This window comes from Mesorhizobium sp. B2-1-8 (genome assembly GCF_006442545.2).
Classification (GTDB): domain Bacteria; phylum Pseudomonadota; class Alphaproteobacteria; order Rhizobiales; family Rhizobiaceae; genus Mesorhizobium.
On sequence record NZ_CP083952.1, the window covers coordinates 2,717,299 to 2,733,485 of the forward strand.

21 protein-coding genes and 1 pseudogene are annotated in these 16,187 nt (G+C 63.4%); 11 read left to right on the top strand and 11 right to left on the bottom strand.

All coding sequences use genetic code 11. The features are described 5' to 3' along the window. Positions 1-69: 69 nt before the first annotated feature. The 3 genes from FJ970_RS13310 to FJ970_RS13320 form a co-directional block, all read right to left on the bottom strand. The gene (locus tag FJ970_RS13310; protein ID WP_140763554.1) at positions 70-768 is read right to left on the bottom strand and encodes a RibD family protein; all 699 of its coding nucleotides are present in this window, start codon (positions 766-768) and stop codon (positions 70-72) included. A 177-nt stretch (positions 769-945) separates the two neighbouring features. Continuing rightward, positions 946-1,347, bottom strand: a complete 402-nt coding sequence (locus FJ970_RS13315; protein ID WP_140763551.1) for a type II toxin-antitoxin system HicB family antitoxin — start codon at positions 1,345-1,347, stop codon at positions 946-948. A 5-nt stretch (positions 1,348-1,352) separates the two neighbouring features. Beyond that, positions 1,353-1,541, bottom strand: a complete 189-nt coding sequence (locus FJ970_RS13320) for a type II toxin-antitoxin system HicA family toxin (RefSeq protein WP_140763548.1) — start codon at positions 1,539-1,541, stop codon at positions 1,353-1,355. Between the two features lie 318 nt (positions 1,542-1,859). Between FJ970_RS13320 and FJ970_RS13325 the strand changes: the two genes are divergently transcribed. From FJ970_RS13325 to FJ970_RS13335, 4 genes and pseudogenes are all read left to right on the top strand, one after another. Beyond that, positions 1,860-2,807 (top strand): substrate-binding domain-containing protein, encoded by a 948-nt coding sequence (locus FJ970_RS13325; RefSeq protein ID WP_140763545.1) that lies wholly within the window; start codon positions 1,860-1,862, stop codon positions 2,805-2,807. Between the two features lie 333 nt (positions 2,808-3,140). Then, positions 3,141-3,521, top strand: a pseudogene (locus tag FJ970_RS33895) (ATP-binding cassette domain-containing protein); the annotation flags it as partial. Positions 3,522-3,563: 42 nt separating this feature from the next. Beyond that, the gene (locus FJ970_RS13330) at positions 3,564-4,652 is read left to right on the top strand and encodes a sugar ABC transporter ATP-binding protein (protein ID WP_415752044.1); all 1,089 of its coding nucleotides are present in this window, start codon (positions 3,564-3,566) and stop codon (positions 4,650-4,652) included. Continuing rightward, complete coding sequence (locus FJ970_RS13335; protein WP_140759855.1) at positions 4,649-5,665, top strand: ABC transporter permease; 1,017 nt, start codon at positions 4,649-4,651, stop codon at positions 5,663-5,665. Before FJ970_RS13330 ends, FJ970_RS13335 begins: the two co-directional genes overlap by 4 nt. 101 nt (positions 5,666-5,766) lie before the next feature. On the opposite strand, the gene FJ970_RS13340 is transcribed toward FJ970_RS13335, so the two are convergent. Then, the gene (locus tag FJ970_RS13340) at positions 5,767-6,129 is read right to left on the bottom strand and encodes a hypothetical protein (protein WP_140759852.1); all 363 of its coding nucleotides are present in this window, start codon (positions 6,127-6,129) and stop codon (positions 5,767-5,769) included. A 182-nt stretch (positions 6,130-6,311) separates the two neighbouring features. Here FJ970_RS13340 and FJ970_RS13345 point away from each other — a divergent pair, with 182 nt between their 5' ends. After that, positions 6,312-6,614 carry a hypothetical protein gene (locus FJ970_RS13345; RefSeq protein ID WP_140759849.1) on the top strand — a complete coding sequence of 101 codons (303 nt, stop codon included), beginning with the start codon at positions 6,312-6,314 and terminating at the stop codon, positions 6,612-6,614. A 176-nt stretch (positions 6,615-6,790) separates the two neighbouring features. On the opposite strand, the gene FJ970_RS13350 is transcribed toward FJ970_RS13345, so the two are convergent. After that, entirely contained in the window at positions 6,791-7,486 is a 696-nt protein-coding gene (locus FJ970_RS13350; protein WP_027144203.1) for an XRE family transcriptional regulator, read from the bottom strand. Between the two features lie 583 nt (positions 7,487-8,069). Between FJ970_RS13350 and FJ970_RS13355 the strand changes: the two genes are divergently transcribed. Further along, on the top strand, positions 8,070-8,645 hold the full coding sequence (locus FJ970_RS13355) for a GcrA family cell cycle regulator (protein WP_140759846.1): 576 nt from the start codon (positions 8,070-8,072) through the stop codon (positions 8,643-8,645). A gap of 303 nt (positions 8,646-8,948) precedes the next feature. Here FJ970_RS13355 and FJ970_RS13360 read toward each other — a convergent pair whose 3' ends face one another. Then, a complete protein-coding gene (locus FJ970_RS13360; RefSeq protein WP_224596297.1) occupies positions 8,949-9,266 on the bottom strand; it encodes a DUF982 domain-containing protein in 318 nt (105 codons plus the stop codon). An 84-nt stretch (positions 9,267-9,350) separates the two neighbouring features. Beyond that, positions 9,351-9,632, bottom strand: coding sequence for a DUF982 domain-containing protein (locus tag FJ970_RS13365; protein WP_140759840.1), 282 nt, complete (start codon positions 9,630-9,632; stop codon positions 9,351-9,353). A gap of 80 nt (positions 9,633-9,712) precedes the next feature. Here FJ970_RS13365 and FJ970_RS13370 point away from each other — a divergent pair, with 80 nt between their 5' ends. Genes FJ970_RS13370 through FJ970_RS13380 form a run of 3 tightly spaced genes read left to right on the top strand, consistent with a single transcriptional unit; the run spans position 9,713 to position 11,256 of the window. Continuing rightward, positions 9,713-10,375 (top strand): YdaU family protein, encoded by a 663-nt coding sequence (locus tag FJ970_RS13370; RefSeq protein ID WP_140759837.1) that lies wholly within the window; start codon positions 9,713-9,715, stop codon positions 10,373-10,375. Then, entirely contained in the window at positions 10,296-10,757 is a 462-nt protein-coding gene (locus FJ970_RS13375) for a hypothetical protein (protein WP_140759834.1), read from the top strand. Before FJ970_RS13370 ends, FJ970_RS13375 begins: the two co-directional genes overlap by 80 nt. Next, a complete protein-coding gene (locus FJ970_RS13380; protein WP_140759831.1) occupies positions 10,663-11,256 on the top strand; it encodes a DUF6456 domain-containing protein in 594 nt (197 codons plus the stop codon). Before FJ970_RS13375 ends, FJ970_RS13380 begins: the two co-directional genes overlap by 95 nt. 24 nt (positions 11,257-11,280) lie before the next feature. Here FJ970_RS13380 and FJ970_RS13385 read toward each other — a convergent pair whose 3' ends face one another. The 3 genes from FJ970_RS13385 to FJ970_RS13395 are packed head-to-tail and all read right to left on the bottom strand — an operon-like array spanning position 11,281 to position 13,581. Continuing rightward, positions 11,281-12,024: a GIY-YIG nuclease family protein gene (locus FJ970_RS13385; RefSeq protein ID WP_140759829.1), complete on the bottom strand. Its 744-nt coding sequence runs from the start codon at positions 12,022-12,024 to the stop codon at positions 11,281-11,283. After that, a complete protein-coding gene (locus FJ970_RS13390) occupies positions 12,021-13,202 on the bottom strand; it encodes a DNA cytosine methyltransferase (RefSeq protein WP_140759826.1) in 1,182 nt (393 codons plus the stop codon). Before FJ970_RS13390 ends, FJ970_RS13385 begins: the two co-directional genes overlap by 4 nt. A 1-nt stretch (position 13,203) precedes the next feature. Further along, positions 13,204-13,581 (bottom strand): very short patch repair endonuclease, encoded by a 378-nt coding sequence (locus tag FJ970_RS13395; protein ID WP_265336225.1) that lies wholly within the window; start codon positions 13,579-13,581, stop codon positions 13,204-13,206. A gap of 185 nt (positions 13,582-13,766) precedes the next feature. On the opposite strand from FJ970_RS13395, the gene FJ970_RS13400 reads away from it, so the two are divergent. Continuing rightward, the gene (locus FJ970_RS13400) at positions 13,767-14,693 is read left to right on the top strand and encodes an HNH endonuclease (RefSeq protein ID WP_140759822.1); all 927 of its coding nucleotides are present in this window, start codon (positions 13,767-13,769) and stop codon (positions 14,691-14,693) included. 73 nt (positions 14,694-14,766) lie between these two features. Here the strand turns inward: FJ970_RS13400 and FJ970_RS13405 are convergent, their stop codons facing one another. After that, on the bottom strand, positions 14,767-15,081 hold the full coding sequence (locus tag FJ970_RS13405; protein WP_140759820.1) for a hypothetical protein: 315 nt from the start codon (positions 15,079-15,081) through the stop codon (positions 14,767-14,769). A gap of 220 nt (positions 15,082-15,301) precedes the next feature. On the opposite strand from FJ970_RS13405, the gene FJ970_RS13410 reads away from it, so the two are divergent. Continuing rightward, on the top strand, positions 15,302-16,162 hold the full coding sequence (locus FJ970_RS13410) for an NmrA family NAD(P)-binding protein (protein WP_140759818.1): 861 nt from the start codon (positions 15,302-15,304) through the stop codon (positions 16,160-16,162). Positions 16,163-16,187 lie beyond the last annotated feature (25 nt).

The following is a 16,187-nucleotide window of genomic DNA, read 5'->3' on the forward strand; positions in this document are numbered from 1 at the left end:
CGCAAGCACGCAGCCTATTCAGGCTTTTGCACCAGGCAACCAGACGGAAAACGGTTTCCTGCTTCAGGATCATGCAGGGCTGACGGCGTAGCGCAAATGGACGAGGCCATGCGCCAGGGGTTCGCAGCTTTTGAGCGATAGCTGCACCTTGCCGGCAAGGCCGCTTTCGCCGAACTCGACAAAACCCTGGTTTGCCGCCCGCGCATCGAGCGCGGGGGTAACGAGAAGGCTGAGTTCATCGACAAGCCCTGCCGCGAAGAAGGAGCCGTTGATGCCGGCGCCGCCTTCGAGCAGCAGGCGGCGGATGCCGAGTTCGCGCCCGAGCACGTCGAGCATCGCGGCGAGATCGATGTCGGCCGTTTGCGACACGATATAGGACACGCCGTCGGCGGCGAGCTCGGCCAGATGGCTGTCGGCGACATCACGCCCGAGCAGCACCACGACATGGTCGCCGCCGATGTCGGGTTTGGCGAAGTGCAGCTTGCCGGAGGCATCGAGCGCCACGGCATAGCTGCCCGCGTCGCGCCGCGCGAAATGATGCGGCCGGTCGACCTTGCCCCCATGCGCCGGCGGGTGCGCGCCGGCTTTGCTCATCTCCGCCATGGTGACGCGGCCGACGATCCAGGCGTCGCCTTCGAGGTCGTTGTGGATCTGTTCATAGAGACCCGACCACTCGGCCCGGCTGCCATCGGGGCTGGCGGTATAGCGGCTCGGATGAAGGCTGCCGTCGAGCGAGGCAAGCATATGGCAGATGATTTGCGGCTTCATGCGATTTCTCCGGAGATGGATTCCAAAATTCAGGCCTTGTCGTGCGTGGTCCCCCCAAACCGTACCGCTTTAGGTGCCCGTACGACACGAGACGGCTGGCCAAAGGAGCAGCCAAACTCTCGCAGACCGTGAAGTAACGCCGGCTATGTCGATTGCAATGTTTGGGGCGTGACCGGGCTAGGCCGCTTCAAGCGCCATCACCTTCTCCGCCGCCTTCGCCAGAAACCCCGATCGCGTATAGCCGTGGGCTTCGGCAAAGGCATCGATCCGCTGGAGAACATCGTCCGGCAGCGTCACGTTGATACGCACCGCCTTCCTGGCCCCGGTTCTTGCCGCGACCAGGATTGCAACGCCGTCACGATTGTCGGCGTCTGTCATCACTGTCTCCAGACTGGAAGGCTCCGGAATGGCATCGCCATCCTCGACCAGCCCTTCGATATGGAGGGCAAGCGCCTCTTCAGCCATGGACCGGGCGTCATCCAGATCCTTGCCGGCGGTAATCACGCCTGGGAAATCAGGGAAAGACACGCCGAAGTCGCTGTCGGCATCCTTGTGGATAAGTCCGATATACTGCTTCATGTCCGTCACCTCAGTTTCAGTCCAGATTGCTTTTCGATGCTGCGCAAAGTGCCTATCGGAATATCGCGCTTTGGATGGGGAACGGTGACGCGCCCTGGCTTGTCGCGGTGTTTGAATTGCGCATGGCTACCCTTTCGGGCGACCTCGAACCAACCGTCAGCTTCCAACAGACGGATGATTTCAGCGCTAGTCATGTGTATTTATACACATCGAAAGGCGGCCTTTCAATAAAAATACGGAAGGAAGCCATGGCCCTCGAAGGAGCAGCATGCCCGCAATCCAAAATTCCGACAAGTCGCCGTCCGGCTCTGTTATATCGATGTTGCACAAACGGTTGACCCTGGGTTAGCATCCTCTTGTTGACGCCGATCGGAGGAATTTAGGCGGCGGTCAGCTGGAGCTGCATGCGTTCTTGGCGCAAGGAGGATGCTCCAACACTTTAACCGGCGCATGATCCTTCCTGAAACCGGTCCCGGTTTTAAGGGACGTGCGCTTCAGTGGAGGAGGAACCCATGAACAGACGTGAATTCCTGATGACGTCCGTGGCCGCGGGCGCCATGATGTTGGCCGCACGCTCGGCTTTCGCCGAGGACAAACTCACCATTCTCGGCTCGGTGCCCAGTCTCGGCTTTCCGTTCTTCGTGCACATGCTGAACGAGATCAAGGCCGAAGCGCAGGCGCAAGGCGTCAACCTGACCGAGAGCGACGGCCAGAACTCGGCCACCAAGCAGACCGCCGACATCGAGGCGGCGCTGGTGCAGAAGGTCAATGCGATCGTCATCTCGCCGCTCGACGTCAACGCGCTGGCGCCGGCCATCGAGGAAGCGGTCAAGGCCGGCGTTCCCGTGGTGACGATCGACCGCCGCGTCGACGGTGTCCAGGGCATTCTGGCCCATGTCGGCGCCGACAATGTGAAGGGCGGCGAGGCGGAAGCCCAGGCCGTGGTGGCGGCATTCCCCAATGGCGCCAAGCTGTTCCACCTGCAGGGCCAGCCGGGTGCCGGTCCCGCGATCGACCGCAACAAGGGCGTGCACAACGTGCTCGATCCGCTGAAGGACAAGTACCAGATCATCTATGAGCAGACCGCCAACTTCGCCCGCGCCGAGGCGCTGACGGTGACAGAAGCCGGCCTTGCCGCCAACGGCAAGCCGGACGCCATCATCTGCGCCAATGACGACATGGCGCTGGGCGCGCTCGAGGCGTGCGCCGCGCGCAACTTCAGCGACGTCAAGATCTACGGCTTCGATGCGCTGCCGGAAGCGCTGGTCGCCGTGCGCGACGGCAAGCTCGCCGGCACGGTCGAACAGTTCCCCGGCAAGCAGTCGCGCACCGCCGTGCAGATCGCGGTCGCCTACGCCAAGAACAAGACCGAGCCGAAGGAGAAGCTGGTGCTGCTGACGCCCATCGTCATCGGCAAGGACAATCTCGACAAGGCCGAGAGGCTGAACGAGACGAAGTAGAGGCAGTCAGCCTGCGATTGACAAGCCGGCGGGACAGCGCCCCCCTCTGTCCTGCCGGACATCTCCCCCTCGAGGGGGGAGATCGGATGTCTCTTCTGCCTTCGCCAATCTCCAGCATTGCAGGAAAGGGCGCTGGCGTTCAGTCTGCCAATCTCCCCCCTTGAGGGGGAGATGTCCGGCAGGACAGAGGGGGGCGCTCAGGCGCAACTTGACTCATGCAGGGATGGCAACAAGGAGAAGTCTTTGCCTTTAGCTGAAGCCGCATCCCCCATCCTGCTTGCCGTCGAGGGCGTCACCAAGCATTTCGCCGGTGTCACCGCGCTGAGCGATGTCTCGCTCGACGTCCGGCCCGGCGAAATCCTCGGCCTGCTTGGCGAAAACGGCGCCGGCAAATCGACGCTTCTGAAAATCCTGTCCGGCGTCATGCCGCCTTCCGGCGGCCGTATCACCTTCGATGGCGCCGAATACCAGCCGGCGAGCCCGCAGGACGCCAAGCGGCACGGTATCGTCACCATCTACCAGGAGCTCAGCCTGATCCCGACGTTGACGGTGGCGGAGAACATTTTCATCGGCCGTGCGCCGACCGGACCGCTCGGGCTGGTGAGTTGGCGCAAGATGGAACAGGATTCCCGCGCCATCATTGCCCGCGTCGGTCTCTCCATCGACCCGATGACGCCGGTATCGGCACTGTCGGTGGCCGAGCAGCAGCTGGTCGAGATCGCCCGTGCGCTGTCGTTGAAAAGCCGGCTGATCATCATGGACGAGCCGACCTCGGCACTGACCGAGACCGAGGTGCAGCGGCTGCTGTCGATCATGGACCGGCTGCGCAAGGACCATGTCGCGATCATGTTCGTCACCCACCGGCTGGAGGAGGCATCCGCCATCTGCGACCGCATGACGGTGCTGCGCGACGGCAGGCTGGCGGGGCATCTCGACCGTCAGGGCGGACCGATCAAGCTGCCCGCCATCATCGAAAAGATGGTCGGGCGCGCCGCCTCCGAACTTTACGCACGGCCCGCTCAACGCGCGGTGGCCGGCGATGTCGTGCTTTCCGTGCGCGGCTTGCGCACCGTGCGCGACCCCGAGGCGCCGCATGCCATCGTGCTGGACGGTGTCGACATAGATCTCAAGGCCGGCGAGATCCTCGGCGTCGCCGGGCTTGTCGGCTCGGGCCGCACGGAACTGGCGCGTGCCATTTTCGGCGCCGACCGCATCGCGGCGGGAACGATCACGCTTGATGGCAAACCAATAGCGCCTGTTTCGCCGGCCGACGCCATCGCGCTCGGCATCGGCCTGGTGCCGGAGGACCGCAAGCACCAGGCGATTTTTGCCGCGCTCGGTATCCTGCCGAATTTCTCCGTCGCCTCGCTCGGGCGCTTCAGCAACGGCTTCGGTTTCATGGCCGAGCGGCGCGAGCGCGACGCGCTGTCGGGGTTCAGGAAGATGCTGTCGATCCGCATGGCGTCGGCCGAACAGGCGATCGAGGGCCTGTCGGGCGGCAACCAGCAGAAGGTGATCCTGGCGCGCTGGCTGGCGCGCGACCCGAAAGTGCTGATCGTCGACGAGCCGACCCGCGGCGTCGATGTCGGCGCCAAGGCGGAAGTGCACCAGATCCTGGTGCAACTGGCGGCGCGCGGCATCGCGGTGATGATGATTTCGTCCGAGCTGCCCGAGGTGCTGGCGGTGTCGGACCGCATCGTCACCATGCGCAAGGGGCGCATCACCGGGCAGATGCCGGGCGTCGAGGCAAACGAGGAAAAGCTGATGGAATTGATGGCGCTCGACAGGCAGGATACGCCGGGACAGGACGCGCCGGGACAGGACGCGGAGGGGCAGGCACGATGAGCATCGCCGAGGAACAGAACCAGCGCGGCGGCGTGACGATCGCGCGGCTTTTGATGAGCTTCGGGCCGCTGCTGTTCCTGGCGGCGCTGGTCGTCGTCTTCACCGTGCTGAAGCCGAGCTTCATCGACCCGATCAACCTGTTCAACATCACGCGCCAGATCTCGATCACCGGGCTGATCGCGCTCGGCATGACCTTCGTCATCCTCACCGCCGGCATCGACCTGTCGGTCGGCTCGCTGCTCGCCTTCTGCGGCATGGTGGCGGCCGTTGTCGCCAAGGGCGGCACCGCCAATACGCTCTCGCTGTCGACCTCAGGCACGCAGGGTTTTGGCTGGTTCGCCGCGCTGCTGGCCGCCGTCGTGGTCGGTGCGCTCGCCGGCGGCGTGCAGGGGTTCGCCATCACAAGGCTGAAAGTGCCGCCCTTCGTCGTCACGCTGGGCGGGCTGACGGTATTCCGCGGGCTGACGCTGACCATCTCCAATGGCGGGCCGATCTCGGGCTTCGACGCCTCGATGCGCTGGTTCGGCACCGGGCTGATCGGCCCGGTGCCGGTGCCGGCGCTGATCTTCGCCATCGCCGCCATCCTGTGCCACATCGTGCTGCGCTACACCCGCTACGGCCGCGCCGTCTACGCCGTCGGCGGCAATGCGGAGGCCGCGCGGCTATCGGGCCTGCGCGTCGACCGTATCCTGGTCTCCGTCTATGTCATCGTCGGCTTCTTCGCCGGGCTTGCCGCCTTCGTGCTGTCGGCGCGGCTGAATTCCTCCGAAGCGGTCGCCGGCATCGGCTATGAACTGACGGTGATCTCGGCCGTCGTCATCGGCGGCACCTCGCTGTTCGGCGGCATAGGCTCGGTCGGCGGCACGGTGGTGGGCGCGGCCCTGATCGGCGTGCTGCAGAACGGGCTGCAGTTCAACAACGTCTCGTCCTACACACAAAGCATCGTCATCGGGCTGATACTGATCCTGGCGGTGGCGTTCGACCGCTGGCTGAAATCACGGGTGAGGCGGTGAGGGGGTGGTTTTTCCTTCTCCCTTGTGGGAGAAGGGAAAACCGGCTGCCGCGTTGCTTGCAAAAGTCCTCGCCTGAAACCCGCAAATGGCGCTATCGAGCCTCAAGCCGCTTGCCTTGCCCAGAGATCATGGCCGTAGCGGCGGAAAAAACGGGCCAGGAGAAGCTGCTGCCTTGCCCTGGCGAGATCGGGCAAGCGCCGTTCCTGGCGCCAGCGCGGCATGTTGCGCCAGCCGGCGATGAAGCGGATGGCATCCTCGACGGCTTCGTGCGCCGACAGCGCCGGGCCGATCGCGGCCAGGAACAGAAGCTCCGACGGCTTCAATTCGTCGATGACGGCCTTGCGCCTGAAATGATCCAGGCGGGCTTGCTCGATGCCGTTGCGGCGGATCGCCTCGAAGGCTTCGAGCAAAGTGGGACTGTCGCCGGTGTAACCGCAGGCGCGGGCGAAATCGGCGGCATCCATTCTTGCTCCCGGATCTGGCGCGTGCAAGCCAGCGCCGACTCATATTTGCAAGTCATATATAAGCATAACTCAAACTGATGTAAAAGAGAGACTTTTGGAGGAGTCTGGAAAACTGCGACTCGACTCCTGCTTCAAAACACGGGAAGATACGAACAAATCAGGAACAAACGGACGGAGGAACGATGGCGTTGCCGGGCAGGGAAGCAGTGATCGCGCAGGTCGCATCGCTGTCGGTCGAGTGCGCCGATTGCGGCCGCAACAGGTGGTGGCGGCCCGATCAGTTGAAGCGCTTCGGGGTGAGCGGGAACACGCCGCTGGCCGCGCTGTCGGGTCGCATCGTCTGCTCGGCCTGCCGTGCCGAAGGGCTGCCGGGCAGCGCGGTCTCGATCCAGGCCGCGTTCATCGACGAGCGCCAGCGCGTGCGCTCGGAAGCGCGGATGCTGAGCGACCGCGAAGTGCCGCTGGAAGGATCGAGGCGGGCTTGAGAGGTCTGGTTCTTCCTTCTCCCCTTGTGGGGGTGGATCGGCGCGTTCGGTTGAGGGAGACGTCGGCGTTCTCTGGAGCGCCCTCATCCGATCTCGCTTCGCGAGGCCACCGCCCTGGGCGAGTCACGGGCCTCGCCCGCCCTTCGGAACCCGCAAGGGGAGAAGGAAAGGGCGCCCTAATATCCCAGCAGTTCCTTCAGCGGGATGACGCGCCAGACCTGCTTGATGGCGTAGCGGTTGAAGGTCAGCGTCTTGGGCGGATTGTACTGCTCGACCACCAACTCGCCCGCGGTGCGCCGGACCAGCTTCTTGATGAAGGCCTTGCCGTTCTTCTCGTTCTCTTCCGGAAAGGTCTCGATCACCACGTGGTCGCCCGGCACAGCGTCGCGGCCGCCACAATAGATCATGTCGCCGGGTTCATACCGCGGCACCATGGAATCCGAGAGCACATGCAGCGCGAACACTTTCGGCAGGTTGCGGACGCCCGGCGGACGCTGCACGTACCCTGCCGGCTCGCCGTTGAAGGTGAAGTCGCCGTCGTCACCGCCGACGGCGGCGCCGAGCACCGGAATATCCATCGCGCCGGCCGGCAGCGGGCCGGCATCGGTGACGATCTCGGCGTCCGCCACCGGGCCGGCATCGTCGAGGAAGACGACCTCGCCCTTGCCGAGCGCCACGGGGTCGACGCGCAGGAAGGCAGCGGTCTTCAACAGGTTCTCGGTCTTGGGCAGGTTGCGCCCGGTTTCCCAGTTGCCGACGGCCGCGACGTCGGTGTCGTTGTGCTCGGCGATGTGGCGCATGACCAGGCCGCGCTGCTTGCGGGCCTGGCGGATCGCGGCCCCGACCCTGATCGACAGTTGCGTTTTCACCATGGCCTCATGTGACCAACAAGTCCTGCTTTCGTCCATGAAAGAATGACTTGCATAAGTTTTTGAGTTATGCTTATATCGCTTCATGCAAAAGCTCAATCCCCTCAGAGTCAACAGCGCCTCCAGCCCGGCCTTGCCGGGCTGCCCTTTCCCTTCCGCCCCGGCCGCCTCCTCCCCGGCCGGGGCGAAGCGCGAAGCCGATTGCCTTGGTGCATCGGCCTCGCGTCCGGCCCGCCCGTCACCGGCGGCCGGAACGGCCGGAGCCGCCGCTCCCCGCGGCTCCGGCCCCCCATTCGATCCGGCCGCGGGTTGTTCCCTGATCCGCACGCAGGACGGCACCGTCATTCTGTATGAGCCGACGACGGGCAGGGCGGTTTCCGCACCTGACAGGGATAGGGCGTTGGCGCGGCTTGCGCGCCTTGCCCAGTCGGCCGACCGGCGGGGCTGAAAGCAACCCTTCCACAGGCAACCCAGCGGCCGACAGGCCGGACCAGGCCCCGGCAGCCCATGGCGGCTGCGGGCAAACCCCGACGCTTGCCTGATGGCGCCGTGCGCGGCGGCCGCTGGCCGCGCAATGGAGACGGACATGGCAAGCTACAGCGACAGCGAATTGCAGGCGATCGGCGCCTGGCTGCGGGAGGGGCTTTCGGCATCGGGGATCGCGGCGGCGTTCAGCGCGCAGCGCGGCGCGCGCGTATCGCGCAACGCCATTATCGGCATCGTCCACCGCAACGCCATGCTGGGCGCGATCGGCTTTGCCAATGGCAAGGGCCGGCCGGCGGCCCGCACGGCGATGGCCAAGGCAGCGAGCCGCGCCGCCAAGGTGGAAGCCAGCCGTTCCGGCGCCAGCCTGCAGCCGGCGGTCAAATCGGCCACACGGCCGAAGCGGGCTCCTTCGCCCGTCCGGCCACGGCTTTTCCAGCGCGAGGCGGGCGTGCTGATCGCCGATGGGCAAACCTACCGTATCGAGGTACCTGCGCCGCCACGTGGTCCCATCGGCCGGCAGCCGCATGGCGTGGCCATGCGCTTCATCGACTGCTTGTTCAATCGCTGCCGAGCTCCGCTCGACCTGAGAGTGGAGGAAGAGCCTCAAAATGGTGCGCCCGGCGGGCGGCCGGGCCAGGACATGCTGTGCTGCGGCATGCGCACCAAGGCGATGTAAAGCTACTGCACCTATCATCAGGCGCGTTTCCAGCGCCGTGTTTGCGAGGCCGGGTAAGTCCCTTCTCCCCGTTCAACGGGGAGAAGGTGCCGGCAGGCGGATGAGGGGCGGCGCCGACATAACGGAATTTGGAACTCGGGCAGACGTCAACCTATGGAAACGCTGGCACTGCCCTCATTGCCCTGCCGGACATTTCTCCCCGTGTAATGACGGGGGGAAAAAACCGGCACCGACGCTTTCGCCAATCTCGGTCGATGTGGAAAATATTGGGAGAATTGCTTGAACAGCACTCGCGCCGCACCGCTATTTCGGCATCTGGCGGCCCTGTTTGGGCAGACGGCTCTGCACCGTCCGTCGCTCCAGCATCGTCGCCGGGCCGCCGCCGGCAACCAGGATGCCGGCAACGCGGGCAAAGCCGGTGAATACTTTTATCGCATCGGCTTGCGAAATCTGCGCCGCGATGGCGGCGCTGCAGGCGTTGAGCGCACTACGATAGACGTGGCCCCGTCGCTCGATCGGCCAGCGCTGCAGGAAATCGGCGGCGTCGCTGACATTCTCGATCTCCTCGACATGTCCGTCCAGGGACACTTTGAGCGGCACTCCGGTTTTCATCGTACCCATGGCATTCACCTTCGGCCCAGGCGCGGCATTCAAGCCGACGCTCATAAACGCACAAGGCCGGCAAGCGGTTGCATCGCCGCCGTTTCAGGGGCTCGCCGCCGCGTCGAGCCACTCATGCGCGCGGCTTCTTGGCTTGGCTACCAATATGCCCTGTTGCCTGGCCGCCTCGCGAAAGGCCTCGAAGGCGGGGCGGGGGCAGCAGGTGCCCTCGACCGCTAGCCGGATGAGCCGTGCTGCTTCGAGATAGGCCGGCGCGGTCTTGTCGGGCCATTGGTAACGAAGCGCCGTCGCCGCATCGGCCACCGAGCCGACCAGCATGGTCTTGTTGTCGCAGAAACGCAGGGTCACCGGCATGAAAGCCGTCATGGGCAAACCTCCCCTAGCCATGGACGCGTCATAACGTCCGGACCGGCGGCTGGTTCCATTAGCGCGGCGTGGAGCGCGGCATGAGCGAACGGCCTTTCATGCAGCTCTACGTCTCCGATTTCGTCGGCGACACGCTGCAGCTCTCGACCGAACAAATCGGCGCCTACATGCTGCTTCTGATGGCAATGTGGAATGCCGGCGGCAGCCTGCCCGACGACGACGCCAGGCTGGCGCGCGTGGCGCGCCTGCCGTTGAAACGATGGCGGGCGATCAGCGCCGAGCTGTTGGCCTTCTTCGAGCGCGAGGACGGGGAGATCGGCCACAAGAGGCTGACGAAGGAGTTGCACAAGGCGCGGCTCAAGAGCGAGGCGAGGGCGGCCGCCGGCGCGCGCGGCGGGGCCGCCACCGCCTTGAAAGCAAAGGCGCATGTCCAGGCAAATGCCGATGTTTTGATGCGGCATTCTCCAGATTCCAGAAATCAGATGGAAGAAGCTTCCGCTTTTTCAGCGCGCGGGGCGCGCGAAAGACCGGGGATTTCGATTCGGGGCCGTGAGGCGGCTTCGGGATCGCACGGCCTGGGTCGGCCCAAGAAACCGCCGGGCTGGATCAGGCCGAAAACCCACGGCGACGCCGCCAACGCCATCATCGAGGAGATCCGCGGATATGACCACGGCCGAACTGCAGCAGGCGACGAAGGCGCTGGCGGCAATGTTCTCCTGCTTCCCGCAATCCGCACTGACTGATGTCGAGATGCAGCTGCGCGGCTATCTCGGCGCCATCAGAGATGCCGAATTGGCCGACCTGCAGGCCGCCATCCAGCGCTTCGTGCGCGGCGAGGTGAGGAGCGGCAACGCGCAGTTCTGCCCTTCGAGCGCGCAGCTCTGCATCGAAGTGCGCGAGCGGCGGGTGATGCGGGAGCTGCTGGCGCGGCGCGGCGCCGGCTTGGGTTCCTCACCCCCGCAAAGCGGCGGAGAGGAACCCGGGTTCAGCAAGGCCATCACTCGAACACCCAACCAAGAGGAGCCACCCCATGCCCAAGGAAACCAAAGCCGCCAGGCCGCAGGCGCCGAAACTGCCGAAGGGCGAGGCCGAGCAGGTGCGCATCCGCCGCGAGGTCGGCCATGATTTCGCGCTGAGGGACGATGCCTTCGGCCGCAAGCGGCTGACATCGGGCACGGCGGAGGCGCGGCGCGTCTACGAGGTGTCGAATGACGGCCACACTTCCACCGGCGGCATCGTGCGGGTGCGCAATGTCGATCCGCTCCTGGGCATCACCTCGCTGTCACGCCAGCAGCGCGAGGCCGGCCTGCGCTACCGCGAGCATTTTCAGTGCAGCCAGCGAGCCGATATCAAGCCGATGCGCTGGACGGAACGCGTCGACGGCGGCCGCATCGGCGGCGGCATCGCCGACAGCGTGCTCAACGCCGGCCGCGCGCATGCCGCCGCGACACGGGCGCTCGGGCATTGGGACGTGACGGCAATCGTGCAGAAGGTCGTGTGCCTGGAACAGCCGGTGAAGACCGTGGCCGAGCAGGATGGCGAAGGACGCGACGTGGTGACGAAGCTGCTGAAGGTGGGGCTCGACCTGCTGGCCGTCCACTATGGGATGATGATGGGGCGCTGAGGCGCGGCTGTTTGTTAGGCCCTTCTACCCCTTTGAAACCGCGATTACTTCAGCCTGGGGGTAATCACGTTTCTCTTTGTAGAGGATGATGTAACCGGGCAGGGCAGTCGCCTGCCATCCTTGAGGTAAGGGATCCACGATATGACGGATTGCTGACCTTGGAGTTAGAGGGCCGCTCAATGCCGCCAGCTTGGTTGCATCGAAATCCGAGTCCATCTTCTGGAAACGGAACGTGTACGGCAAGGCCTCTTTGAGCCGAGCGAGGGCGCTTGACGCGGTCTCGCCATGGTCGATGGCGAACGCCATTTGCCGGTCAATGTCGATCGGGAACTTGGCGTCATAGTTCTTGGGTTTGACCTTAGTGGTGTCGCGCTGCCTACCTGGATCGTTGGAGCCGAATCCGCTTCCGTTCCAATCTATGGCCTTTACGCCGCCATAGTGGCGTATGAGATTCGCCTCCAGATCCATGGCTGTGAACACGAAAATGCGCACGGCCCTGAAGCTGACGCGCGCTGGATCCAGGCCCACGCGGTGCACGATCTTGCGGGCATGGCGCGACAGGCGCTTCTGGAGTCCGGCCTCGGCGTCAGTCTTGCCTACATATACGAGTTGGCCATCAAGCAGGAGTTGATAGACGCCCTGTTCTTCGGGGACCGCCTGCAAACTCGCGCTGTTGAGCGGAGCAGCATCAAGCCTGTCGAGCACCTCGATAAGTCGTGCCAACAGTGCGCCTGGGAGGTCGAATTCGAATTCGACATAACCCTTCATTTCAAGAAATCCGACCCACCGAAGTCGAGATGGCGTTTCACGCTGCGCGCGATGATGGTCGCCAGTTCTACCGGGACAGCATTGCCGAGCTGGCGCATCGTTTCGGACCATGCGCCGTGGAAACGGAAATTGTCCGGGAATGTCTGCAAGCGAGCGCTTTCGCGCACGGTGAAGTAGCGCACGCTACCATCTGGCCGCAGCAGCATGTTCTCGCCACCCGGAACGCCGTGGACACCTGCTTTCAACGTCTTGGCCGGTTCGTCAAGTGGGCTTCCGGTATGCCCGGGGTAGGATCGCGCCCCAGGTTGGAACCGGTGGTTGCTATGGTTCGCGGCCTTTCGCAACTCATGCTCGGGATCGGGCAAATCACCAATCGCGTCTCGCGTTGTCCGCCATGGTGCGGTTTTTGGTTTGACGTCGAGTCGTGCCGCGCGCTCGGAATGCCTATCCCCAACCTTGCGATCAGCATTGCGGACTTTGTGTCGATCCCAGTAATCCCCGTTTTCCTGATCCCACAGCAAGGCCTCGAGAGAGTGTGTTTCCAATGGAAAAGCCCATTTGATGTCGAGGTCGGCTCGGAAGCCCACGAAAATCACGCGCTCCCGACGCTGCGGGATACCGTAATTCGCCGCGTTCAACGAACGTGGAACGACCCGATATTCAAGGCCTCTTGGTCCGCGACGGCCGGTATGATGCTTTTCAAGCCGACGCAGATGGCTTTCCCAACCCTCGTCGGATTCGGCGACTAGCTCCGGGTATGTCATCTGCAGCACGATATGCGAAAAATACGTCGCGAAGGTTTCGCGGGTCAGCCCTTTCACATTCTCGAAGATGAAGGCACGTGGCTTGGTTTCCCGAACCGCCCGGACTGCTTCCGGCCACATATCACGCGAATCCAGATGGGCGCGATGCTTGCCACCCAGCGAGAATGGTTGGCAGGGCGGGCCGCCTGTCACCAGATCGATCTTGCCCTCGTGCGCCCGAAAATCCACGCCGCGGACATCGCCCTCGATGGGCTCCGGCCAATCACCGACCAGGCCGAGGCCATCGGCCCGGTTTTCGCGAATGGTGTCGCAGCACCACCGGTCCCACTCGATTACGGCTTCCGGCGTGAATCCGGCACGGCTCACACCCATGCCAAGCCCGCCAGCGCCCGCGAACAGCTCGATCGATTTCATGCTATTCCCCCACGAATTGGCGCAGCTTGTTCTCTAATTGTTCACTCTGCCGCAATTCGCATTCCCAGACAACCAGTACCTTCCAGCCGAGCCGCTTCAATGCATCCTGTTTGAGCGCGTCGCGCTCCGCGTTCGCCGACAATTTAGGTCCCCAGAAGTCCAACCGGGACTTTGGAAGGCGAGCGAGCCTGCACGCCGGATCGTCGTGACGATGCCAAAAGCATCCATGAATGAAAATCGCTTTTTTTCGTTTTCCAAAAACAATGTCCGGTTTTCCGGGTAGGTCGCCACAATGGAGCCGGTAACGGTAGCCCATGCGGTGAAGGAGCCGCCGAACGACCATTTCTGGCTTCGTATCCCTGCCATGGATACGCGCCATTCGTTTGCTTCGTTCGATAGTCGAGAGGGTGTCCACTTTTCATCGTCTCATGATTCGGGAAGATGGTGTTGCGTTTTGCCGCGAATGTGAAGGGCCACACGCGCAAGCATTGCTGGAGGAAGCCGTCTCGCTCGATGCTCGAAACATGGCTAAGTTCCACTCCGTGTAGTGCCGGGGGGGGAATCGTGAAAGCCATCTTCGATTTGAAGTCGGGGTCTCGTTATAAGGACGGCCAAGGCCACTATCACTTTCCGGCTCGCTATCTGGAAGTGGCTCGAAATTCGGTTGGCGATTGGGTGCTCTACCGTGAGCCACGACGCAATAATGGTAGCCAAGCGTATATTGCCGTCGCTCGGGTGGCCGATATTGAGCCGGATCTGGAACTGGCCGGCCACTACTATGCCAATGTGACGGACTATCTTGATTTTCCGGCACCTGTGCCCTTCAAAAACGATGGCCGCTACGCCGAGACAGCGCTACGCGATATCGGTGACCCGCGCCGCGTCGGTCGAGAGATACAGGGCAGATCGATACGGTTAATCCCGCAGGAGGATTTCGACGAGATCGTTCTGGCTGGTTTGCGCGAACCACTTGACCCCGCAAATGCCAGAAGACTTAGCCCCGATATGCTTCCGCTCGACGTTCCATGGTCGATGCAACCTGGTCTCGATGGACAGTCCGGTTTTGCCGAGACAGTCGATCGTCGGGTCGAGCAGATTTTGCTAAACCGCAAAGTCCGTGATGCAACTTTCCGGCTGGAGGTCTGTCGCGCCTATGAGGATACCTGCGCTGTCACCGGCTTGCGCATCATCAATGGTGGTGGTCGATCTGAAGTTCAGGCCGCTCATATCAAGCCGGTAGCGGCTGATGGTCCCGATGTTGTGCGCAATGGCATCGCACTATCTGCCACGGTGCACTGGTTGTTCGACCGACACCTGATTTCGATAGGCGAGAACCATCGGCTGCTGGTCGCTCACAATCGGGTCCCCAGTGAATTGAGAAATCTCTTTCGCCCTGAATCCCAGGGTTTGCACTGGCCCAAGGATTCGCGATTGATGCCACATCCGGCGTTCTTGGCTCATCACCGAGAGCGGTTCGCGGGCGTGCACTGATCTTGAGGCACGCTTTTATCCGTTGGTTAGCAAGCCACCGGCCGACGGTATGCCGGCCGGATAAATCCCAAGGTCAATAACCGCAGACACGCACTCTCTCGACGACACGGTGGTGATGACGCCAGTGCCTCACCACCTCGATACGGCAACGATGGCTGTGCATGCCGAAATAGCGCGGCCGATAGCCGTTGTCATACATGCGGTAGTGGTGACGGCCATAATAGGGGCCATAGTCGGAATAGGCGCCGTAATAGTCGCGATTTCTGGGAACGTAGTAATCGCCATCATAGCCATTCCCGATGCCAAGCGTGATACTGGCGGCATTTGCGGGAGCGATCAACACCGCTGAAATCATTGCGATGACTGATGCAAGCAAGAGCTTTTTCATGACAACCTCCTCTTCAAGGTGTGTCTAATAAACGCTGCGGTAGCGACCCTGTTCCCATAAATCGGTGGATCGATGGCTGGAACCGCGCGCCGTGACGGCAAAAGCGGGCCGCTGCGATGGTGCGGTGCGTGGCCATACGTGTCAGCATGGTGACGCGAACTTTGAACCTCGGCCGCCGCCATCCATTCCCCTGTATGCAACCAGCAAGGGAGATTGGATCATGCATATCATTCTTGGCGGCACCGGGCATGTCGGCTCGGCCGCTGCGGCAGCGCTGCTGCGGCAAGGCGAGCCGGTCACGGTCGTGACGCGCGATAAGGCAAAGGCGTCGCCTCTGGCCGCGCAAGGTGCCGAGGTGGCGGTGGCGGACGTGCTCGATGTCGAGGCGCTGCGTGGCGTGTTCAGGCGCGGCACACGGGCGTTCCTGCTCAATCCGCCGGCCGATCCTTCGACCGACACGGATGCCCAGGAGCGCAGGACGGTGGAGGCGATCATTGCCGCGCTTGACGGCTCGGGGCTGGAGAAGGTGGTCGCCGAATCGACCTATGGCGCGCAGGCCGGCGAGCGTACCGGCGACCTCACCGTCCTGCATGGGCTGGAAGAGAAGCTGCATCGCCAGCCCATTGCCGCCAGCATCATTCGCGCGGCCTATTACATGAGCAATTGGGATGCCTCGCTGGAGACCGCCAGGCGTGATGGCGTGGTCAACACGCTTTTGCCGGCGGATTTCGAACTGCCCATGGTGGCGCCACGCGACCTCGGCGAAGCGGCGGCGCGCTTGCTGATGGAGCCGGCGGACAAGAACGACCTGCATCATGTCGAAGGGCCGTCGCGTTACACCGCCAGGGACGTTGCCGCCGCCTTCGGCGAGGCGCTCGGCAAGGAGGTCAGCGTGGTCTCGGCACCCCGCGAACATTGGGTGGAGACGTTCGAGGACATGGGTTTTTCGCCGGAAGCCGCGCAATCCTATGCGCGCATGACGGAGGCGACGGTCGATAGCACCTATGATCCGCCGACCAGGCCGGAGCGCGGGAAGGTGACGCTGGAGCGGTATGTGGCCGATCTTGCCAGAGCTGGGTGAGCGGGGTGGCGTTTCTTCCTTCTCC